This window comes from Sphingobacterium sp. BIGb0116 (assembly GCF_024808035.1).
GTDB lineage: Bacteria > Bacteroidota > Bacteroidia > Sphingobacteriales > Sphingobacteriaceae > Sphingobacterium > Sphingobacterium paramultivorum.
On sequence record NZ_JANUDT010000011.1, the window covers coordinates 77,430 to 100,627 of the forward strand.

Here is a 23,198-nt window from a genome sequence, read left to right on the forward strand (position 1 = left end):
AGTAGCTTTTTTACTGAAACAGTTGCCTAAATTCCACGGGGCTTTGTTGGGTATTCTTTTTGAAGACCTTACTGAACGACTGTGGATGTTCGAACCCCAGTTCATAGGCGATTTCACTGATGGAGAGGGAACTTGTACTTAATCTTAATTTGGCATACTCGATCATTTTATGCTGAATATGCTGCTGGGTGTTTTGTTGTGTGTAGATACGCAGCAAACTGCCCAGATAGTTTGGTGATAAATTGAGCTGCTGCGCCAAAAAGCTGACGGTTGGTACGCCATGCTCCACAAGTATGTGTTGCTGAAACTGTGTTGACAGTATTTGCTCAAACTTGGTGACCAGCTCTTGGGTCGATCGTTTGCGAGTGATAAATTGACGCTCGTAAAATCGTTCGGCGTAAATCAGCAAGCGTTCAATCTGTTTGAGAATGAGTTCACGACTAAATTTATCGATATTAGACTGGTACTCTTTTTCGATATTCTGCAGAATATCGACAATGATGGCTTCTTCTTTGTCTGAAAGAAAAAGGGCTTCATTGACCTGATATTGGAAAAAATCGTAGGAGTGAATATGTTTTGCCAGTTCGCTGTTCCAAAGAAAATCAGGATGGATCAACAGGATCCAGCCGCTGGGTTGCGCCTGTACTTCCTGATTGATCTCCACTTTTAGAAATTGTAAGGGTGAGACAAAGGTGAGTATGCCCGAGTCGAAGTCGTAGTGCTGCTGTCCATAATTGAACCTGGCATTTACATTTCGCTTTAAACCGATCGAATAAAAATGTTGTATCCAATTCAATTTGCGATCATTCACAGGGTAATGTACTTGACTATAATCAACCAGGCTGATCAATGGATGTTCGGGTTTAGGTAGTCCGCAAAAGCTGTGGAATTCCGAAAGGGATTGAAAGCGAAATGTATTCTCCATGTTGTAAATTTACTGAATTTCTAATTTGATTATTGTGAAATATCCTTGGAAGCACCTTATGCTGAACTAAGCTGTTATACGGAATGCTCGAAACCTGTTGACACGGTATAACTTTTCCATTTTTCGATTTCTGCCCTAAGCATGTTGATCTTATTTTTGGCCAGTTCATACGCATCTTCGCCCATTAAAAAATGGACTGGAGGCTGCTCCAGCGTGCTAAGCTCGATTAATAGGGTTGCTGCTTTTTGGGGATCATTTGCCTGATTCCCGTGGATCTGATGCAGATGGGTGGCTTCGTTTTCTCGGGCAGTTACATAAGCTGCGATCGGATTGGCTGCGGTATGTAAGGATCCTTCAGATAAAAAATCAGTTCTGAAATAGCCGGGATACACCAAGGTCGTGTGTACACCAAAAGGCTCCATTTCGACAGCGAGGGCTTCAGTAAAGCCTGCGACAGCAAATTTGGTGGAGCAATAAACACCAAAAGCTGCGTAATTTCCTGCGAGTCCGCCGATAGATGCTATATTGAAAATATGTCCCGATTGTTGGCATCGCATATGGGGAGCGATATGCCGGATGGCATTAAGAGATCCAAAGACATTCACTTCGAAGTTGCGGCGTGCTTCCCGGTCACTGAGCTCCTCTAGAGTGCCTGTCTGACCATATCCGGCATTGTTGACCAGTACATCAATCCTTCCGAAATAATCAATGGCCGATAGTACTGCCCGGGCAACGTCGCTGTCATCGGTAATGTCGACTTCAAGCGGCAGAAAATTTTCCTGATCACCCATTTCATCTTCTAGGGCCTGTTTTGTTCGTGATGTGGCAACCACAAGATAACCTTGGGCGAGCAATTCTTTAACGAGACTGAGACCTAGCCCCTTGGAAGCGCCAGTGATGAACCATACCTTTTGTGATTTCATGTTTTTCTGTTTTTAAATAAATTGATGACACAAAGATGGCCAACCCACCGATTTTGGATGTAGGCAGATCAACGGATCTTGTAGTCAGATCGTGGATAAAGGATCTTTCAACGATTGAATGTGCCTATTCAACGAAATTTCGCTTGCCTTTAGATCATTCTGCCGTACCTTTAAGACAGGAAAGAGTAATGGCGCAACGAATAAAATCAATTTATTATGGAAACTCAAGGTGCTTCTGCGGTAATAATACATCATATTTTTGATGGTAAAATTCTGGAATATGAAAAATGGCTTAACGAGATTACGCCGTTGACCAAACATGCAACAGGTTTTATTGATCTTCAGATCGTGAGGCCTATTCCTAAATTGACATTTGTCTATACAGTCATTATTCGTTTTGACACTGTAGAGAATCTACAAATGTGGTTAGAATCGGAGCAAAGAAAGCTATGGATCGAAAAAGCTGAGCCACTATTTCGTCGTCATGATCGCTATCAGATCCGGTCGGGTTTGGATTTTCTTTTTGAAGCCCCAGAGAATAGTGCAAAAATCCCTCCTCGCTGGAAACAATATCTTGTCACTTGGTCTGCTATTTATCCTATATCATTATTGATCCCTTTGTTAGTTTTGCCGGTATTACGCTATTTAAATATTCCACAAAATCATTTTTCGGACGCATTTCTGAGTTCAGGTGTAATCGTATTTCTTATGGTTTATATAGTTATGCCTAATTTCACTAGGCTGATCCGAAAGTGGTTGAATAGATAGTTTTTAAATGAATCTGATTAAACGATAGTTTTTGCCGATTTTGGAGTTCACCTTCAAAAATACTGGCCTAAAAGATGGGATAAAAATAGGTTTTGGGTTCATAGATTTATTTTTATCAAAGCTTCCTGACAAGTAGATTTATATCCAGCTTAAAACTAAATAAAACAAATTTTGCTTTTCATTACTTTATTAAATGATGATGCATGAATTTATCAAGAGAGAGCTGCATATGGCAATGCCGGATAATTGCTCACTAAAAAATAGTTATACTTTAAAAACATTGACATGTTAAAAAAAAATGATGTTGCCCCTGATTTTACCTTGTATGCGACCCCCGATCAGAAAATTAGCTTATCAGAATTCAAGGGGCATAATGTGATATTGGCATTTTACCCTGCAGATTGGAGTCCGGTATGCAGCGATCAGATGGCACTATATAATGAAATGCTCAAGTATTTTAAGAAATATGATGCCGAAATTATGGGTATTTCCGTTGACAGCAAATGGTGTCATATGGCGTTCGCTCAGTCCCGAAAGCTACATTTTCCACTTCTAGCCGATTTTGAAGCTAAAGGAGAGGTCGCCAAAAAATATGGTGTTTACGATGAAGAAGAAGGTGAGTGCAAGCGCGCACTCTTTGTGATTGATAAGGAAGGGATTATTGCTTGGAGTTATCTGTCTCCGACGGCGGTCAATCCAGGTGCAGACGGTATTATCGAAGCATTGGAGAATCTTAAATTAAAATAATTATGTCATTGAAACCGAAGGTCAGCAATGCTGACCATATATTGGGAAATGGCCAGGCCGATCTGACCATTGTTGAATATGGGGATTATCAATGTCCACATTGCGGTGCAGCTCATCCCATAATAAAAGAAATGATGGCCGAACTGGGAAGCCAGATCAGGTTTGTATTCCGCAATTTTCCACTTTCGGAAATGCATCCTTATGCTCAACCCGCAGCATTGGCGGCGGAAGCGGCAGCACTGCAGGGAAAATTTTGGGAGATGCATGATGCCATTTTCGAAAACCAGAACTTGCTGAGTGCGAGATTGCTGTTGGATATCGCCGAGCAACTGGATTTGGACATGCCAAAGTTTAAATCTGATTTGCAGGACGAGGCGTTACAGGACCGTGTGGATGGTGATTTTGAAAGTGGTATGCTGAGTGGCGTTAATGGTACACCGACATTTTTTGTCAATGGACAGAAATTTGACGGTGGCGCGGAAGATCTGGTTCAAATATTAGGTGAAAACTGAATATATGATTACTATTTGAACACAGGTGCGCACTCGACGAGAAGCCTTTTGCAGGAAAATAGAAGCTATCGTAAAAAACGAATGAACCGACTGTATAAATAACGATATATCGTTATTTGTAAATTTACTTTTTGTTTTATAATGTGTTTAAATACAGTTATATATGTTTGTTGGACTATAAATTGCAGTCCAATTAACATATCATGTAAATAATAAAATTCTTAAACTAATCATCATGGCAACATTCAAAGTTCAAGACGGAACAGAAATTTATTACAAAGACTGGGGAACAGGACAACCGATCGTATTTCATCATGGTTGGCCTTTATCCAGCGACGATTGGGACGCGCAGTTGATGTACTTCCTCGAAAAAGGGTACCGTGTGATCGCACACGATCGCCGGGGTCATGGTCGCTCGACACAGACGGCGACAGGAAATGAGATGGATACCTATGCGTCGGATATTGCACAATTGGTAGAAGCATTGGATTTAAAAGATGCCATCCATATTGGTCACTCAACAGGTGGTGGCGAGGTCGTGCGCTACATAACCAATCATGGTACTTCTCGGGTTTCAAAAGCTGTATTGATTAGTGCGGTTACCCCCACAATGGCCAAGAGCGCTACAAATCCCGATGGTGTACCTATGGAGGTCTTTGACGAAATAAGATTGAATACTGCAACACGTAGACAACAGTATTTTCAAGATTTTCCCCTCGCTTTTTATGGCTATAACCGCGATGGAGCGAATGTACAGCAAGGCGTGATGGACAACTGGTGGCGGCAAGGAATGATGGGCGGTATCAAGGCTCACTATGATTGTATCAAAGCTTTCTCTGAAACTGATTTTACGGAAGAACTTAAAAAAGTCGAGATTCCTGTCTTAGTATTGCATGGTGAAGATGATCAGATTGTACCCATTGATATAACGGGCAGAAGAGCGGCTAAGTTGGTCCAAAATGGCACTTTAATTACCTATCCTGGTTTTCCACATGGAATGCCTACTACAGAAGCGGAGACCATCAATAAGGATATTTTGGATTTTATCGAGAAATAAGATTTCTGTTGATCTAAAAATAGTTTTTAAATAGTTGTATAAGCCATTTCCATAAACGGGAATGGCTTTTTTCATTTTATTCCTTGGAGTAAGAAAACTTTTTGCCAATGCCCAGCTTTTTCATTTTGGATTGAAGCGTTGTGGCTGGAATACCGAGTATGGTCGCCGCCCCATTTGGGCCAGAAATACGCGCTTTACAGTTGTGCAATACCCAAAGAATATATTCTTTTTCAAAGTTTGCCAGGGTTTGTAGACGGAAATCCGGAACCTTGCTTTCTCCTACAAAATCAGCGTCAGGCAATAGCGCAATTTTTTTTATAGTTGAATCTTCAGTCAATAGAATCGAACGTGCAATAACATGTTCAAGTTCGCGAATATTGCCAGGCCAAGAATGTAGATGGAGGCGTTGCAATACCTTTTTACTCATTTGCTTAGGTGGTTTTTCTCCGGCATGTTTTAAGAGGAAGTGTTGGATTAAATGAGGGATATCTTCCCGTCGTTCACGAAGGGATGGAAGGGTAATTGGAAATGCACTGATCCGGTAATATAGATCGGATCGAAAGTTGCCGGCCTTCACTTCAGCTTGTAAGTCCTTGTGTGTGGCACAGATTATACGGACATCGATAGGAATATTTTTATTTCCTCCCACGCGCTCAATTTCTTTTTCCTGCAACACACGGAGAAGTTTTGCCTGGAGTGTTAAAGGGAGATCCCCAATCTCGTCCAAAAAAAGTGTTCCGCCGTGGGCTTGTTCGAACTTGCCGATTTTACGCTTTACAGCACCGCTGAAACTACCTTTTTCATGTCCAAAAAGCTCACTTTCGATCAACGTGGGCGCAATAGCCGCGCAGTTGACTTTTATTAGGGGGCGAGCCGATCTGAGTGAAAAATGATGTATAATTTGGGTTGCTACTTCTTTGCCGGTTCCGCTTTCACCTTGAATAAGCAGGTTCATTTCTGATAGTGCTACCATTTTGAGCTGCGATTTTATGGCCTGTATCAGATTGCTTTCGCCAATCATCTGAGGATTAGAGTCTTCGGATTTCTTACCGTAACCCTCGTTCTGCAGGAAACCCTGAGGCTGCGCTGGGCTGCTGGGCATGTTTGTTAAGGCTGCATGTGCCGAACGTTCGTGCATCAGAATATTGCCGATGCTGATACCAAGCTGTGGGATAAAGTTTTTTATCCGATACTCAAGCTGAAGATCGATATGTTCCAGCCTTTTGTAGCCTAGACTTAAGATCGCCCAATAGTGGTCATGTACACGAAAAGCTTTGGATACAATTGCTTTATTTCCCTCTTGAATGGCGTGGACAAAGGTTGTCGGAAAGGATTTATCTGCTTTTAAAATCTCGCTGGCTCGGAACAGGATGGGTTCAGCGGAAAGGATACATTCTTTAAAGAATGTGTCTTTACAGCTACGTGATTCGTTCTTGCTTGTTTTTGCCTTATTTTTGGATTGAAAAAGAAGGCTATAATTAACTTCGCGATTATCCGCAATAAATAGCGAAAGCCAATTTTGTCCCAAAAAGATTTGGATTTCGTTTTGAAGCAAATCCAATGCGGCTAGGGTATGAATAGGAGCCATTTTCTGCTGAATAGCAATTTGAGCAAGCTGCTCTATTTCGCGTTGCTGAATGCGATTATAAATCGCTTGCGGATCTGATCCTACGGCTGTATGCTGCATGATGGTCATTTGCTATCTTGTTATCAATAAAAGTCGGATTTAATTCCGAATTTTTTCATTTTGCTATATAGACTGGATGAACTGATCTGTAAGATTTCTGTTGCTCCACCTGGGCCTGAAATTTTGCCCTTACATGATTCAAGTACACGCAAAATATGCTCTCGTTCAATTTCTTCAAGGGATGCTAATTTTTGAGATGAAAAATCTGAGATTTTACTTTCCAGGTGTTCAATAAATACCATGTCGTTGATGATAGGGTCTTTTGCAAGCAGAACCGTTCTTTCAATAAGATGCTGCATCTCCCGAATATTGCCTGGCCATGGATAAGCTTGCATATTGGCAAGTACATGAGCAGAAAAGGCTGTGACGTTTTTCTTGAGTTTCGTGGCGTAAAAGGCTAGAAAATAATTGGCCAGCACCTCAATATCTCCAGTTCGCTCTCGAAGTGGCGGAATAGCAATTGGGAAGATGTTGAGCCGATAATAGAGGTCCAGTCTAAAGTTGCCTAAGGCGACCTCCTGTTCCAGGTTGCGGTTAGTCGCCGCGATAATACGGACATTGATCTTGACGGGCAGCTCTCCACCTACACGGTCAATTTCTTGTTCTTGGAGCACACGGAGTAATTTGGTCTGCGCTTCTAACGGTAGTTCACCTATTTCGTCCAAAAAGATGGTTCCCCCGTCGGCAAGTTCAAATTTACCAATTCTTCTATTTTGTGCCCCTGTAAAGGCTCCTTTTTCATGACCAAATAATTCAGACTCCATAAGGGATAATGGTATGGCCGCACAATTGACTACAACCAAAGGCTGCTGCTTGCGCAACGATAGCTGATGTAATGACTGCGCAATCTTTTCTTTACCTGTGCCACTTTCGCCGAGGAGCAAGACGGAGGTGTCTGTAGGAGCAACCAATTCGACCTGTGAAAGTACCTCATTAAGGGCTGGGCTTGTACCGATGAGCTGATTTTTTAAGCTTCTGTTTTCAATGGACTTAATTTTCGGTTCCTCGGCCTTGTTTTCCGAATTGAGCCTTTCATTGGCAATATCGAGCATAATGAAAAGATCCTTTTCGCGAAATGGTTTTGTCAAAAAACCATAGGGCCTTGTCTCTTTCACCGCTTCTAAAATACCTTGGTTTGTATTGGCCGAGATAAATAGGAATGGTAGCTCCAGCTTGTTCAGTTCAATAGCGAGGTCGATACCTGTTTCACTTCCCTTTAATAGGATATCGAGTAGGACCCAATTCGGTTTTGTTGTCGCGATAATTGTCTTGGCCTGCGACACAGAAGACGCTATACCAACGACCTCATAACCGTTTTTTTTGAGGATCATCCTGAGATCATTAGCGACGATAAATTCGTCTTCTACAATTAAGATCTTGTTTCCTTTTTGCATAAAATTCGTCTTAAATTTCACCTTCTTTCTGTGAAAATTGAATGGTAATGAAAACACCTTGGTCAGATGTGAGTTTAAATTCTCCGTCAAGCTGGGAAGTTAGCCCTTGCATGAGATTCATGCCAAAAGAGTCACTATCACTACTGCTAAGATCTTTCTGTATCCCGATACCATTGTCGGCAATGCTAAGCAAGAGATCGTAAGGAGTAGCTTTGATTCGCCTGAAGCTGATAAAAACAGTTCCCTCCCTTTGAGCAAAAGCATGTTTGATTGCATTATTGATTGCTTCATTGAGAATAAGCCCAACTGGGACCGCCTGTGCAACATCCAGTGTAATCGGATCTACCTGAATCTCAAATTTAACTGATTTTTCGGATTGAAAGCTATCTTTGAGATATTCGGTCAGTTCCTGGATATACCATTTCATGTCAATGCGAGAAAGGTTGTCTGTTTGATATAGTTTTTGATGGATCAGAGACATCGCATGCATGCGATTTTGACTATTTTGAATTGCGCTGATGGCGTCTTCGTTTTCAAGATAAGCCGATTGTGTATTGAGCAGACTGATAATAATCTGCATGTTGTTTTTGACGCGATGGTGAATTTCTTTTAGTAGCCATTCTTTTTCAGCGATTAGCTGTTTTAGCTTTTCATTCTGGGCATTGATTTCTTCCTGTTTGAGCGTTAGTTTTGCATTACTTCTTTTTTTTATGGCATTTTGGATATACAAAAAGCCTGCGAAGATCAACAGGACGACGAAGCTGCCTATGAATACGTTTCGTATAATAGCCTCCCGTTCAAGCAGTGATTTTTGCAGCTGACCTTTTTGTTTGAGGAGGACGATATCATGGTCTTTTTTTTCGGTATCATAATCTAATTGTAAGGCGGTAAGCTCCTTGGCCCGCTCTACACTGTTAATGGAATCGCTGATAGTTTTGAAAGCCGCCAAGTTTTTGAATGCGGATTTAAAATCACCGCGGGCGGAGTCGGCCAGATAATAGAGTTTCCGCAATTCGGAAGCACGGAGCAGACTGCTTTCTCTGGTCATTGATCGCTCTATTTCTTCGAGGTAAGGATACATCTGTTTGATCTGTCCATCTGCAAAAAGATAGCTAGCGATTCCAATCATCATGATATGCCTTTCCTGCCCAGTGATATTCCCGGTCTTGTAATAGGTTAAGAGTTCCTGATAATAGGGATAAGCTTTTTTTGTGTTTTTATTTCTTGTGTATAGCATGGTATACAGATAGGCATAGCGTATGGAATAGATGTCAGACGCGTAATCTTTGGTGACATTATCAAGTAGATTCAGTGCATCTGAAACGCGATTGAGACGCGATAGAATGGTCGCTAAATTGAGTGTGATCGTATGGATGCCATATCTGTCACCTTGACTTTTGGCGATTTCAAATGCCTTTTGATAATTTTCTAGGGCTTCTTTATTGGATTTGAGATCGTAATAGATCAATCCCACAATATTGTACACGGCAGCTAAATCATCTTTGGTTGTCGTTGTGTTTTCGTTTTCGACTACCCGACGGGCTTCGAGTGCATATTTTAAAGCTTCTTTGAGGCGCAGGAGCATCCGGAGATTGCCGGCAACGGACACAAGCTCCTGGCTGATATTTTTATCGCCGGTCTGTTTTTTTAATACAGCGGCTCGATGAGCAGTTGCTATGGCACCTTTATAATTCCCATAATTGGAAAGGAAGCTGGATTGTTCCATTAGGATTTTGGGCTCAAGTGATTTGTCACTTGTTTTTTTGGCTTGTTCTAACGCTTGCTGGAATAAGCTGGTCTTTTGATGAAAGTCCACATCTTTGATGTCGTTAGTCATAGACAGGTAAATCATGGCCGAGGCTTTAGCAAGCTGATGGGCGTTTGCAAAAAGTAAACTAGCCTTTTTCTGGCTTTTTGCAAGGTCAGGTTTACCCATTTCCTCTTGTATTCGGGCATCCAGAAGCATATTTAGCGCGGCTTCGGTTTTAAGGTTGACTGAGAGGTGCAGTTTTTGGGATGTTCCATTAAGCCATAAGGCACTGTCTAGGTCTTTTTTTGATTCACCTGGTTTTTCCAGATAACATTTAGCGGCTTCATAAAGCATACGAGCTTTTTGTCCGGGATCCTTTTCATACGATATGCTGTCTAGCAGACGATGAATAGTCGTGTTGTCCTGACCGAATGTGTTAAAGATCGAAAGGATAAAAATGCTAAGTATTAGATAAATTCTCATTAAGGTGACATACGTTATAAGATAGAGCAAGCTATCTTTCTACTGGTAGCTTGCTCTATTTGCTTGATGCTTTTATCCTAATTATTGATCCTTGTCTTTCGAGAGGAAATAACAGACGAGCATCGCTATACCTGCAAATATAATAGAAGTTAATCCAAGTTGTTTACCAAAATAGGCTCCCGCCAAACATCCGATGAAAAAACCTGATAAGGTGATCAGCTGCTTCCCAAAGCTGACGTTGGTGTCTGGATTTTTAAACTTATTGGCGATAAGTACACAGAGGTCTAGCGATGCTTGGGTCACATTTCCGGTCATCATGGTTGTTGGTCCATGAGTTGCTTTGGCAAATAGTTTTCCGAATGCATTTTGCATGCCCAAAGCGAATACGACGAGCATAACCAAGCTATACATCACGGTTTTGGAAGCCTCTACCGGAAGAACAATTGCCAGCAAACCTGCAATAACAAGTAATAAGGCTTCGACAAAGAGGACGGTATTTTTCTTATGGGAGCGTGAGGTAAGCCATCCGCCTGCCATCACTGCGGTGACGAATACAGGGAAGGTTGCTAATTTGATCCAGGCCGTGATATCTCCGCCATTGATAAGCTGATAGGCGAAGACGATAAAGTTCCCTGTCACATGGGCCGAGAATATTTTGTCAGCTGCGACAAAGGTAACAGTGTCACAATACCCCCCAACAAGTGTGAGAACAAGTGTCGTTATATGTGCTTTGTTTTGATTTTCCATGATTTTATGATAAATGCGCACGTAGCATCCAAGCCATTTTTTCGTGAGTTTCCAGAAGTCCTGTTGCGTAGTCGCTTGTTCCAATGTCCTTTAGTGCTACGGCAAAATGGTCGATGTTTTCGCGCAATGAAACAATTATGCTTTCGTGGTCCATTAATAATTCTTTGATATAAGCAGTACTGTCATTGCCTGACCTTTTCTGTTCGGTTAACTGTGTCAGCGCCAGAAACTGATTTAGGCTGGCAGGTGCATAATGCCCTAGGCTGCGGATGCGCTCAGCAAGACTGTCAATCAGCTCATCGAGTTCGTTGTACTGCGCTTCAAAAAAGAGATGTTTGTTGTAAAAATCGGCTCCCTCAATGTTCCAATGTGCATTTCTCGTTTTCGTATAGAGCAGGTATTCATCGGCTAACAGTTTAGAAAGAATGTGTGCCGATTCAGCTAGATGATTTTCGTGTATTCCGATATGGGGTTTCATATGTTTATTTTGTGAGCAGTTGATAAATGTAATGATCGATTGAATAAGTTCCTGGGCCGGTGAGCAAGAGGAGCAAAAGGCATAGTGTGTACATAAATGGAATATCGCGCACTTCGCGTGAATCGTGACGATGGACGACAAAATAACCAACTGCGGTGACTCCTATTGTCGGTAGTAGCGCTAACCTTCCAAATAAGCCAAGTGCAATAAAAAAAGGAACAATAGTGTCTGCAAACTGGGCTACTGCGGCGTTTAGTTTTTCGGGTAGCTGCAAAGGATTTGGGATATGTTCAGGTTCAGCTTGTGGGCCTCTCTGAATTTTTTTGAGACCGTGCACGGTCAATAATTCCCAGGCAAATAGAACTCGAAAGATCAGTATGGCAATGTTATTGGCCGTATTGCCCAAATCGGTGTAAAAAAAATTTTGAAGTATTTCCATCTTTCCAGTGTCTTAAAATGCAAAACATGAACAGCCTAGGGCTCCCCAGAATGCGGTGTAATTGTTTATCGCGATGTTGCTCATTCGGGCTTGATTGTGATCGTGTGCATGTACCTGACAGCTGCCGCTACAAAGATGGATGGAATTTACAATGCTACTTTGAGCTGTTGATGCAGTTGTACTGCTTTTTTGAGCTGTTTTCGAAACACTATAATAACCACCGTAGCTTTTTGTAGGTGACCAATCGGGTAGAATGGGGATCGGTGGGGGAGAGAAGGAACTGAAATCACCTTCCGCATAGACAATTTTGCCTGCTACGACAGTAAGTTCGGATTCGATCTCCTTAATAGCTTCATCTTCTACCGTAAAATAGTCATTGTTAAGTACCGTTAAATCAGCTAGCATTCCCACAGCAATATCTCCCTTTTTTTGTTGTTCTTGTGAAAACCAAGCACTGCCTTTGGTATAGAGCTGTAGCGCTGTCATGCGGTCAAGCTTGCTATCTTGGTATATCTGGAGTCCACCAACAGTTTTTCCTGCGGTAAGCCAGTACATGGACACCCAGGGATTGTAGCTGCTCACGCGGGTTGCATCGGATCCACCTCCTACAGGAACTTCCATGGCCAGCATTTTTTTGACGGGGGGTGTTTGTTCGGCCGCAGTAGTGCCATATCGATCTGCAAAATATTCACCTTGATAGGCCATGCGGCTTTGGATGGCAATACCACCACCTAGCGCTTTGGTTCGTTCAATATTACGTTCGTCTATTGTTTCGGCGTGGTCGAAAATCCAGGCCAATCCGTCAAATGGAATGTCGCGGTTGACTTTCTCAAATACATCCAAAAAGCGGCTAATACTTTCGTTGTATGTGGCATGTAATCTGAATGGCCATCGGTTACTCACGAGTAAGCGAACAACTTTTTCGAGTTCGGCTTCCATATTTTCACTGAGATCAGGTCTAGGCTGCAGAAAATCCTCAAAATCTGCTGCAGAAAAAACAAGCATTTCACCAGCGCCGTTGTGGCGGTACATGTCGTCGCCTTGGTGGAGAGGAACGCTGTCTATCCATTGCTGGAAATCTTCGTATTCGTGCTTGGGCTTTTGTGTAAAAAGGTTGTAGGCGATACGAACCGTAAGCTGGTCTTCGCTATGTAAATCACGGATGACTTTGTAGTCGTCGGGATAGTTCTGAAAACCGCCACCAGCATCGATAACGCTGGTAATTCCAAAGCGATTGAGTTCCTTCATGAAATGTCGGGTGGAATTAACCTGCTCTTCGTAGGGAAGTGTAGGTCCTTTTGCCAAGGTTGAATATAGAATCATGGCATTGGGCGATGCAATCAGCAATCCAGTGGGATTACCATGGCTGTCCCGTTCAATGGTTCCGCCTGGAGGAGCAGGTGTGTCTTTGGTGTAACCTACGGCACGCAGTGCAGCAGCATTTAGCAGTGCGCGGTCATAGAGATGAAGGATAAAAACTGGGGTATCGGGCGCAATGGCATTGATCTCAGCCAAAGTTGGCATACGACGTTCGGCAAATTGAAATTCGGACCAGCCGCCCACCACCCGAACCCATTGGGGATGTGGCGTACGGTCAACTTGCTCTTTGAGCATACGTAGTGCATCGGCCAATGATGGAACACCATCCCAGCGCAATTCAAGATTATAATTGAGTCCACCACGGATCAGGTGGATATGCGAATCGTTGATGCCCGGTACAGCACGTCTACCGCCTAGATCAATCAATTTTGTCTGTGTGCTGGCAAGCTTAAGGACATCGCTGTCCGAACCGATTGCAACAAATTTACCATCTTGGATCGCTACCGCGGTGACTGCTTCCTGGTTGTGGCCGAAATGGGTTATTTTTCCGTTATATAGAATAAGGTCTGCTTTCATAATCTGGTTTTTTTAATTGTTTAAGGAAGAAATTGCGTTTTTGATGCCTTCGCCAGCAGTTTCAAAAAATGCCGGTCCAGCTAGTAACGTGATCTTGTTTAATACCGGTTGTTGATCCATATTTTTTTCGCCCAACCATTTTTGGGTTCTGAAGGCATCGATACAACCGAGAACAACATTCTCTGCGACCAGAGCAGTCGGCGAATCCACACCTGCATCTTTGAGATCACTCGCAAAACTAAAATCTTTGACACCTAATCTAAGCGCTTCGCGCATGGCAACATGGGCTACATCCTTCATCAGTTCAGCATGGAAGTCCTCCCGTTTGCCAAGCCCAATCAACAACAGTTTTTTACTTGCGAGTGTACCCTTTTGGCTTGGAGCTAAGAGAATGGTTTCGAGTGCATGCCCCTTAAATTTTCCTGTTTTACGTATTTCAGTTAACGTACCATGTAAAGCTTCATCTAAATGTACAAGACCATTCAATGGGGCAGGTAATGCCGGCGGTGAGATAAAGATATCGCCCTCGGTATATTCAAATACACAGGCTACCTGTAGATCACTTGCGGCTGCCGAAGGACCTTGAACGAGGCCTTCAATAGCAAGTCCATCGACATTTCCCCAGATGGTACTTGTGCCTATTGCTGTGGTTTTAATAGGAGCTGCTGTCTTTACTTGTGCATAGGATTGTATCGGAGTGACCGCCAGGATGCCAAGCAAGGCGATCAGTGCCCATTGACATGTTTTCTTTTGAAAGAGTCTCTTTGTTGTTTTCATGTTTTTAGAATTTAAAGGCGATCCTGCTATTGAAGAAAATTCCATTTTTTGGTGTGCTAATGATGTCTTCAATGAAAGCGCCGGTTTTGAAATATTGAATACCTGTTACCAGCGACAATTGCTTACTGGCGGCGTAGGTAAAGTTGGCTAGATAAGCCGTTCCGATATAACGTTTACGCGAAGCAGATCCAGGGAGGTTAAAAGATCCGCTTGGCCTGTATAAACCGTCTTGTAAGGTATGCCGCCAGTTGAAAACCACGTCAACCTGCATCTTGAGTTTGGAAAGAAGGTCTAGCGTGGCATAAGGATGAATGTCAATCAAGTTGACGGGACCGATCTGTGGACTAAAACCGAAGTATCCGCCTTTGGGATAAATGGGGTTGAAAGTTTGCAGATTGCCATCTCCAGCCTTTTTGTCCCCTGAAATATAGTCGTTACGTAGATTGATGGATGGTTTGAGTACCGTATTTTCAAAGAGGTAGCCGATATCGACGGAAGCAGTCCATGCTGATATCTTACCTTGGCCAAAAGATCCAAATTGATAAGCCCCTTCAAGGTTGTAAATAAATCCACCGCCATATTTCCAGATCCGGATTCCTACAGTATGGCGGGTTTCCTGTGCTATACCCTCCTCAAAAGCCGAACGGTCGCGATAGATGCCGATGTAATATAAGTCGAGATTGGCCTGTTGAGGAACAATAAATTTACCGTATGCTCCCCACAAGTTCACCTGTTTGGAAGGTTTGTTGTCAAATATGCCCGGTCTAATGGTATCTGCCATCATGGCAAATGCTTCGATATTCACTTTACTGCTGTTGTAAGCTAGTTTTGCTCCAGTGAAATATCTTCTGGCATTCGGGCCTTCACCTACGGAGATTAAGCGGCCGGAGCCATAGTCAAGCTCCTGCCTGCCAAGGCGAATCAATACTGATTTATCATTTTGTTTGAACAGCGTTCCATCTATAAATAGGTTCTGTACATTCAATTGGTCTTCATCGATCTGGCGTGATCCATTTTTGCGGCCATGCTGCAGGGCTGAGCGAAGTTGAGTGAAAAGACGGAGACGCGTCCCGAAATGTAAATCGGCGTGCAGGCTATAACGTTGCAGTAGAAAGTTGTTATGCCCAAGTTTTACACGTCCCCAGTCCTCATTGTTAAAATCGACATATTCCAACCGTGCCTCGCCACCCATCGAAAGCCATAATTTACCGTCAGCAGTTAAATGGCTATATTTGAGCTTTTGATAACCATGACGTGTACTGTCTGCGAGGGCGCTGTAATCTTCCTCAAAACGCATTAATTTGTAGGTTTGAGCCTTGGAAAAATGCGGAAATAGGCTGAGTATTGACAATACGACCACCGCTTGACGGATGTAATTGAATATGGTCTGTTGCTGTTGCACGAGGTACGATTTTGAATGAGTATTTTTTTACAATTGAATTAACCGTGTTTTAGCATATTGTGGGCGTAATGAATCCCTAAGCCATAGCTGCCACCATGCTTTTTCATGAGGTCTGTTACAGCCACATAGGTTTCCTGACGGGCCCAGTCGCGTTGTAATTCCAGAAGGTATTGTACCGCAGTGATCGGTTTTACACCCATATGAATCATGCGTTGCATCGCACGCTCATGTGCCTCTTGACTTACATCACCACAGGCATCGGCAATGACATAAACTTCGTATCCTTCCGCTAGTGCAGATAAGGCTGGTCCAACGATACATACACCTGTCCATAGGCCTGCCAGTACCAGTTTTTTCTTACCTGTGCCTGTTATGGCTCGGTAAGCGGCCTCATCTTCCCAGGTATTCATACTGGTTCTGTCGATATAATCTGTACTTGCTTGTGGATAATATGTCTCAATTTCCGGAAAAACAGGACCTGAAAAGCTTTCTTCCGCGACTGTGGTTACGATGGTCGGCACATTGAAAATCTTGGAAGCACCGCAGATTACGGCGACATTATTGCGGAGTTCTTCCATGGTAATGCTTTTTGTGGCAAATGCCATTTGGCCTTCGAAGTCGATCAATACCAATGCATGGTTGCTTGGTGACAATAGTTCTAGTGATGGTTTCATAAATATGTATTTTTTGTTGTTTGATAATTGTTGAGATTCAAATCTTTTACCTTTTTTCTTATTGTTTTGATTTTTAGTTTTCTATGGTGTTTTGTCGGTTTTTAAAATTGACGATATATCGTCAATTTGTTTTTCGTATTAAAATAATCTGATAAGTCAATGATCTATTCACCGCTTTGGAGTTGCTGTTATCCTTTAGAGATACCCAAAGCATTTGTTGTATATCCAAATTTAGGCGAGTTAATTTTGCTGTTCATTGAACTAGTTCAAGAAAAACAGGGAAAGAAAAAATGTACTAAACAATGGCTATTGCGTAATCCCTTCGCGGTCAATTAACGTATTTCTGGATTCTGAAAATGGGACTTTAGGTTTTTGAATTGAATAGATTAACTTTTAGGCGTATCAAGACTTGTTTTTATGATTTATGTTATCTAAAAGATAAATTTTGATTATTTAATGGTGTGCTAAACCTGTTTAGGTAGTAATGTTGTTGATATTAATTAAATATTTGTTAACATTACGGTAAATTATAAACCAAGTCAAAGCATCAACTTTGATGCAAAATTCTAAACCAGACTAAAAATGCAAAAAACATTACTAATCAGTATGGCATTGGGTCTCTCATACCCCACTTGGGCTAATGTAGAGCGTGATTATGTCAAATTGAATCAAGAGGTGCACAGTATTGCAGTTCAATCTACCGTGAAAGGGGTGGTAAAAGACAAAAACGGAACAACCTTGTCCGGAATTACCATTACCAATTTAACCAGCCAAAAAACAACCTCAACGAATGTAGCGGGTCAGTTCACGATCGAAGCCACTATGGGGCAAAGACTCAAATTGACAGGGATAGGTTACAGTGAAAAGATCGTCAGCGTGACGGGAGGGCAGATCGATATCATCATGGAATCCAAAGATACCGAACTGGAGGAAGTTGTGGTGGTCGGTTATGGTACGCAGAAAAAAGTGAATCTTACCGGTGCAGTAGACCAAGTGGGATCAGAAGCTTTTGAGGGACGCGTACTGGGTAATGCAAGCCAGATGCTCCAAGGTGTAATTCCCAACTTGAATGTAACCCCAGCAGATGGTAAGCCCAATCGTGCACCAAGTTTCAATATCCGTGGGACAACTTCCATTGGTCAGGGTGGAAGTGCACTTGTGCTTATCGATGGTGTCGAGGGTGATCTTTCGGCGATCAATCCCAATGATATAGAAAGTGTAACTACACTCAAAGATGCTGCTTCATCTGCGATTTACGGCTCCCGCGGTACCTTCGGGGTAGTTTTGGTCACTACGAAACGTGCCAAGTCCGGAAAAACTTCGATCAACTATTCAGGAAGTGGCTCTTTTCAAAAACCTGTAACGTTGCCCAAATTCGTGACAGATGGTTATGAATATGCTTCGCATTTCTTTACAGCTTATAATGCCTGGAATAATTATTCTTCGATTCCGAGCAAGCTCAACAAGACACAGATCTTTACAACAGATTGGCTGGAAGAATTTAAGAGAAGAAAAGAACAGGGCATTACCGAACAGGTCACAGTAGACGATCAGGGTAATTATGTATACTACGGTAATGAAGATTATTACGGTACGTTGATAAAGGATAATACGTTTGTCCAAGATCACAACCTGTCCATCAGTGGTAATTCAGAAAAAATGGATTACTATATTTCTGGACGTGCTTATGACTACAACGGCCTATACCGCTATAACAGTGATAAATATAAGACCTATAATACCCGTGCAAAAGCGGGACTTCAGGTCACCGACTGGTTACGGATAAGCAATAATATCGATTTTAATTATGCTAAATACAGAGACCCATCGACTGCTGGTGAAGGTGGAAATATCTGGCGCAATATTGCCGATGAGGGGCACCCTTCTTCGCCGATCTTTAACCCTGATGGATCTATGAGCTTCTCTGCAGCCTATACGGTCGGGGATTTTATCTATGGTAAGAATGGTACGAATACGGCTAATCAGGATCTCCGCAATACAACTTCTTTCGAGACTAAGTTTTTCAACAATACGTTCCGCATTAAAGGGGATCTGACTTTTAGAAATCGCGATTTTAATTCGGTAAGAGTCCGTGTGCCTGTTCCGTATAGCACACAGGAGGGAAAAATGTTGCGGTTGGAAACAAGTATGAACGACAATATTTATCAAGTAGACCAACGCTACCGTTACTTGTTTGGAAATCTATACAGTGAATATGAACGCACAATAGGCGATCATTATTTTAAAGGTTTGCTCGGATACAATTATGAACAGCGTACGTATAATTCAACCTATATTACCAAGACAGGTTTACTCAATGATGACGTTGAAAATATCAACCTTGCAGTAGGGCAGAATACCACAGCGACAGCGGGATATAACAAGTACCGTAATGTCGGGGTATTTATGCGTGCCAATTATATTTTCAAGGACCGTTACCTTTTTGAATTCAATGGCCGCTACGATGGTTCGTCCAAATTTCCGACAAACCAACGATGGGGACTGTTCCCTTCCGCATCCCTGGGCTGGCGTATTTCTGAAGAGCCATTCTTCCAGGTGGACAAAAGAGCACTTTCTGATCTGAAGCTAAGAGCGTCCTATGGCTCATTGGGTAATGGTAATGTCGATCCGTATTCCTATTTGGATATTTACGAGATCAAGATTATGGATCGGGTATTGAACGGACAGAAGCCGGCATATACCTCGGTGCCTAAGGTGATCCCGGATAACTTAACGTGGGAAACAGCGCGCACGGCAAACTTAGGTCTTGATCTATCGTCTTTAAATGGAAAACTGACTTTTACGGGCGATATCTATCAACGCAAGACCTTAAATATGTATACCCTAGGTGTAGCTTTGCCTGATATCTTTGGTGCGGAGTCGCCGAAAGGAAACTATGCTGACATGACCACAAAAGGTTTTGAAGTGAGCCTGACTTATAAGGATAGATTCGATCTGAACGGTAGTCCTTTCAATTGGTCCGTAAGGGGTACTTTGGCTGATTATAGATCCAATATAGACCGTTACGAAAATAAAGAGGGTTTAATCAAAGATGGATCGTATTATGAAGGCCAGCGAATCGGCGAAATATGGGGCTATGTAACGCAGGGTTTATTTCAGAATCAGGCGGAAATTGATGGTGCTGCAAAACAAAAATTGATCAAATCGTCAAACAATGGTACAATATATCCAGGTGACGTGCGTTTTGCGGATCTAAATGGTGATGGTGTAATCGATTATGGAAATAATACGATTTATAGCCATGGTGACAGAACTGTAATCGGTAACGCCGATCCACGATATATCTATAGTTTTAACCTTAATCTGGATTGGCAAGGTATTTATTTCTCGTCTTTCTTCCAGGGTGTGGGTAAGCAGAATTGGTACCCGAGCAATGAATCTATTTTTTGGGGACAATACAATCGACCTTACAACAACTTGCCGGAATGGCACCTCAACAATTATTGGACTGAAGACAATCCAAACGGTTATTTTCCTCGCTATGCTGGGTACAATGAATCTATCAAAACAACGCCGCAGACAAGATATCTGCAGAACGTTGCCTATATACGGATGAAAAATATACAGATCGGATACAGTTTTCCTAAATCTGTAACCAACAGGTTAAAAATTAGTAGTCTTCGGGCTGGACTTTCGGGCGAAAACTTATGGACCTGGTCGCCTCTTTACAAAAAAACGAAGGATCTCGATGTCGGTAATCTGGGCAAATCTGATCCGGAGATCGGAACGGGTTCTGGCGACGGATTTAACTATCCGATTATGAAGAGTGTTAGTTTTAATTTATCTATTGGCTTATAGTTTTTTATTATCATGAAAAAATTATTTTATATACCTATTGTTGCGCTTTTGTTCTCCTCCTGTGAACTAAACGAGCTGCCGAAGGCAGGTGCCACCGAGGAGGATATCTTCGGGAGCGAAAGTGGATTGAAAAATTACAGCAACTCCTTCTATCGGAATATTACCTCTGGTAGTGACGCTTATAAAGGTGACGCTATGGCTGACTATTCGGCCGTAAATAGCCTCAATGATTTTATGGTCGGCGGCGCTTACAGTGCTGAGATCAGTTCGGGGTGGTCCTGGACTACCCTGCGTAATATCAACCAATTGATAGCTAAATGTAATAGTCCCAAATTGAGCGATGCCATCAAAAATAATTATATCGGCTTAGCCCGCTTTTTCAGAGCTTGGTTCTATTATGAGAAGGTAGTTCGTTTTGGCGATGTGCCTTGGGTAGATCACCCTTTGGCTGTTGATGAGACGGATATCCTTAAAGCACCACGGGATTCGCGCGAAGTGGTCATGAAGCACATCATGGAAGATTTGGACTTTGCCTACGCCAATATCACAAATACGGCGGGCGACGGTAGTACGGTTAACAAATGGACAGCACTTGGTTTGAAGACCCGAATCGCGCTGTTCGAAGGAACATTTCGTAAATACCAAAAGCTCAATTTGGCTACACAGCCGGAAGTATTCTTCCAGATGGCGGTAGACGCTGGCAAGATTCTAATGGAAAATGGTCCTTATGGGCTTAATATCTCCGCAGATCCTAAAACATCACAGCGACAGTTGTTTACCAGTAATATGCCAGTGACAAAAGAGGTCATGTTGGCCGTAACTTTCAGTAAGGATCTTGCGCTTTTGAACGACGCCAACTGGTGGTGGACATCAGCAACCTACGGTCCACGTTTAAGCTTGGTAAGGCCTTTTATCAATAGTTTTTTGAATGTTGACGGTACTCCTTATACGGATAGACCGAACTTTCAGACTGAGGAATTCTATGAGGAATGTCAAAATCGCGACTTGCGCTTGGCGCAGTTGATCCGGACGCCAGGATATTCCCGTAATGGACAGCCTGCTCCCCCAAATTTTGCAAGTTTTACCTATACGGGATATCAACCAATCAAGTATACTTTAGACGATTCCTATTATGACAATGGTGGTTACAATACCAATGCAGTTCCTTTAATGCGTTATGCGGAAATATTATTAAACTATGCTGAAGCGAAACAGGAACTAGGTACGTTCAATGATGCGGATTGGTCGAAAACTATTGGAGCATTACGTTCAAGGGCAGGAATAACAAGTGGAACGAATACACTGCCGACCAAAGTGGATACCTACTTGAAAAATACATTCTTCCCCGAAGTCAACAGCCCTGCACTTTTAGAAATACGTCGTGAAAGACAGGTGGAATTAGCTCTGGAGGGTTTCCGTTTCAATGATTTGAAGCGATGGAAACTTGGACCGCTTATGGCAAATTTGCCTTGGACGGGAATTTATATCCCTGCTTTAGATAAGTTGATTGATATCGACCACAATGGAACTCCAGATGTCGTGTTCTATGATGGAAGTAAATCAGCTCCTTCAATAACTGTTCCTGCAGGAGTAGCCAAGGTGGCTATAGGGGGTAAAAGTACCAATTTCCAGACAATGACTTCGGACAATCACCTGGAATGGTTTAAAGCTGTGAAGCGTACTTGGGATGACAACAACAAGCAATACCTTTACCCAATTCCGTCTGCAGCGATTGTGCTGAACGGAAATCTGACACAAAATCCAGGTTGGAGTAAATAGGAATTTAACTTATTCGTCCCCATAAAAGAGGCTCCTTGCAATGCAAGGAGCCTCTTTTATGGGGACTTTAGATTATATGGACGCTAGATCTAGGTAATTTTAATTAAGTTTAGGTGGAGCAAAACCAGTATATATGAACTTAGAAATTAATTTACCCACCTATTCCGAAGAGTTGGGGCTACAGGCGTCATGGGAACCTGGATTTGAAATAGCAGTTCAAGTTGTTGCCAACGAAATTGTAATTCGAGCCAACAAACAGGGGCTTATCTCATTGGCCAAGCAACTTTTGATACTTGCGCAGGATGAAGTGGCAAAAGGTGCCCATTTCCATTTGGATGAAACGAATTCCCTTGAAATGAACGCTGTTCCGATGATTTTAGAAAAACGATAAAGATCATGAAAATACATCACCTCATAAGAAGCAGCCTACTTTTTTTACTTTTAAACTGTATGACGCTGATGGCTGTTGGGCAGGAAATTTTGTATGTATTTCCAGATTCCGTAGAGAGAATACTGGAACAACATTTAAGTAAGTACAGCCTAAATAATGATAAAGAAAGGGTTTATTTGGACCTGGCTGGAAACGATGAATTTTATCGGTTAACAATCGGAACCTATTTTGTTGACCGGGATGATGATTTGACCCGTTGGATTAAAGCGAGCAATCGCTTGGGTTTAGTTAATACAAAGAAATATCCCCTGTTGATTGATGTGGATTTTGATTTCGGCGCACCGGAAGAGACGGCTTTGGGGACTTTTGGAAAACGAGAAGGAAAGGTCAAACGTACGCGGGTTCTGATGCATGGCTTTAGCGTGAAATTCACTAAAAATGGAGCGATTTTGAAAGAATAGGATAATAGGCCATGGGTACAAATCTCCCCCTATAAAAGTCGGTGGATATAGACTTTTATAGGAGAAGAATAGCAAAGAAGTTTTTGATT

Annotated in this window: 20 protein-coding genes; 8 read left to right on the forward strand and 12 right to left on the reverse strand. The window is 42.4% G+C overall.

The features are described from left to right. Nucleotides 1-10 precede the first annotated feature (10 nt). Nucleotides 11-925 (reverse strand): AraC family transcriptional regulator, encoded by a 915-nt coding sequence (locus M2419_RS23330; protein ID WP_070567478.1) that lies wholly within the window; start codon nt 923-925, stop codon nt 11-13. Between the two features lie 74 nt (nt 926-999). After that, complete coding sequence (locus M2419_RS23335) at nt 1,000-1,848, reverse strand: SDR family NAD(P)-dependent oxidoreductase (RefSeq protein WP_259255714.1); 849 nt, start codon at nt 1,846-1,848, stop codon at nt 1,000-1,002. 216 nt (nt 1,849-2,064) lie between these two features. Between M2419_RS23335 and M2419_RS23340 the strand changes: the two genes are divergently transcribed. From M2419_RS23340 to M2419_RS23355, 4 genes are all read left to right on the forward strand, one after another. After that, nucleotides 2,065-2,616 (forward strand): hypothetical protein, encoded by a 552-nt coding sequence (locus M2419_RS23340; protein WP_259255715.1) that lies wholly within the window; start codon nt 2,065-2,067, stop codon nt 2,614-2,616. Nucleotides 2,617-2,901: 285 nt separating this feature from the next. Beyond that, a complete protein-coding gene (locus M2419_RS23345) occupies nt 2,902-3,363 on the forward strand; it encodes a redoxin domain-containing protein (RefSeq protein ID WP_259255716.1) in 462 nt (153 codons plus the stop codon). A gap of 2 nt (nt 3,364-3,365) precedes the next feature. Continuing rightward, on the forward strand, nt 3,366-3,875 hold the full coding sequence (locus tag M2419_RS23350; protein ID WP_182982482.1) for a thioredoxin domain-containing protein: 510 nt from the start codon (nt 3,366-3,368) through the stop codon (nt 3,873-3,875). A 235-nt stretch (nt 3,876-4,110) separates the two neighbouring features. Further along, nucleotides 4,111-4,932, forward strand: coding sequence for an alpha/beta fold hydrolase (locus M2419_RS23355; RefSeq protein WP_259255717.1), 822 nt, complete (start codon nt 4,111-4,113; stop codon nt 4,930-4,932). A 76-nt stretch (nt 4,933-5,008) separates the two neighbouring features. Here M2419_RS23355 and M2419_RS23360 read toward each other — a convergent pair whose 3' ends face one another. The 10 genes from M2419_RS23360 to M2419_RS23405 all read right to left on the reverse strand — a co-directional run bounded on the left by M2419_RS23360 (nt 5,009) and on the right by M2419_RS23405 (nt 16,659). Further along, nucleotides 5,009-6,619 carry a sigma-54-dependent Fis family transcriptional regulator gene (locus tag M2419_RS23360; RefSeq protein WP_259255718.1) on the reverse strand — a complete coding sequence of 537 codons (1,611 nt, stop codon included), beginning with the start codon at nt 6,617-6,619 and terminating at the stop codon, nt 5,009-5,011. Between the two features lie 23 nt (nt 6,620-6,642). Continuing rightward, the gene (locus M2419_RS23365) at nt 6,643-8,013 is read right to left on the reverse strand and encodes a sigma-54 dependent transcriptional regulator (protein WP_070567663.1); all 1,371 of its coding nucleotides are present in this window, start codon (nt 8,011-8,013) and stop codon (nt 6,643-6,645) included. Nucleotides 8,014-8,023: 10 nt separating this feature from the next. After that, entirely contained in the window at nt 8,024-10,246 is a 2,223-nt protein-coding gene (locus M2419_RS23370; RefSeq protein WP_259255719.1) for a histidine kinase dimerization/phosphoacceptor domain -containing protein, read from the reverse strand. Between the two features lie 81 nt (nt 10,247-10,327). Continuing rightward, nucleotides 10,328-10,993, reverse strand: a complete 666-nt coding sequence (locus M2419_RS23375) for a YoaK family protein (protein ID WP_153845095.1) — start codon at nt 10,991-10,993, stop codon at nt 10,328-10,330. Between the two features lie 4 nt (nt 10,994-10,997). After that, nucleotides 10,998-11,471, reverse strand: coding sequence for a Dps family protein (locus M2419_RS23380; RefSeq protein ID WP_153845094.1), 474 nt, complete (start codon nt 11,469-11,471; stop codon nt 10,998-11,000). A gap of 4 nt (nt 11,472-11,475) precedes the next feature. Beyond that, complete coding sequence (locus M2419_RS23385) at nt 11,476-11,910, reverse strand: DoxX family protein (protein WP_153845093.1); 435 nt, start codon at nt 11,908-11,910, stop codon at nt 11,476-11,478. Between the two features lie 12 nt (nt 11,911-11,922). Beyond that, complete coding sequence (locus M2419_RS23390; RefSeq protein WP_259255720.1) at nt 11,923-13,806, reverse strand: amidohydrolase; 1,884 nt, start codon at nt 13,804-13,806, stop codon at nt 11,923-11,925. 12 nt (nt 13,807-13,818) lie between these two features. Next, on the reverse strand, nt 13,819-14,583 hold the full coding sequence (locus tag M2419_RS23395) for a M17 family peptidase N-terminal domain-containing protein (protein WP_259255721.1): 765 nt from the start codon (nt 14,581-14,583) through the stop codon (nt 13,819-13,821). Nucleotides 14,584-14,587: 4 nt separating this feature from the next. Then, on the reverse strand, nt 14,588-15,985 hold the full coding sequence (locus M2419_RS23400) for an alginate export family protein (RefSeq protein ID WP_228280018.1): 1,398 nt from the start codon (nt 15,983-15,985) through the stop codon (nt 14,588-14,590). 38 nt (nt 15,986-16,023) lie between these two features. Continuing rightward, a complete protein-coding gene (locus M2419_RS23405) occupies nt 16,024-16,659 on the reverse strand; it encodes a hydrolase (protein WP_153845091.1) in 636 nt (211 codons plus the stop codon). A gap of 582 nt (nt 16,660-17,241) precedes the next feature. On the opposite strand from M2419_RS23405, the gene M2419_RS23410 reads away from it, so the two are divergent. The 4 genes from M2419_RS23410 to M2419_RS23425 all read left to right on the forward strand — a co-directional run bounded on the left by M2419_RS23410 (nt 17,242) and on the right by M2419_RS23425 (nt 23,109). Then, on the forward strand, nt 17,242-20,478 hold the full coding sequence (locus M2419_RS23410; RefSeq protein ID WP_153845090.1) for a TonB-dependent receptor: 3,237 nt from the start codon (nt 17,242-17,244) through the stop codon (nt 20,476-20,478). A gap of 12 nt (nt 20,479-20,490) precedes the next feature. Further along, complete coding sequence (locus M2419_RS23415; RefSeq protein WP_259255722.1) at nt 20,491-22,257, forward strand: RagB/SusD family nutrient uptake outer membrane protein; 1,767 nt, start codon at nt 20,491-20,493, stop codon at nt 22,255-22,257. A gap of 133 nt (nt 22,258-22,390) precedes the next feature. After that, the gene (locus M2419_RS23420; protein WP_259255723.1) at nt 22,391-22,648 is read left to right on the forward strand and encodes a hypothetical protein; all 258 of its coding nucleotides are present in this window, start codon (nt 22,391-22,393) and stop codon (nt 22,646-22,648) included. Between the two features lie 5 nt (nt 22,649-22,653). Next, nucleotides 22,654-23,109: a hypothetical protein gene (locus M2419_RS23425; RefSeq protein ID WP_259255724.1), complete on the forward strand. Its 456-nt coding sequence runs from the start codon at nt 22,654-22,656 to the stop codon at nt 23,107-23,109. Nucleotides 23,110-23,198: the final 89 nt, after the last annotated feature.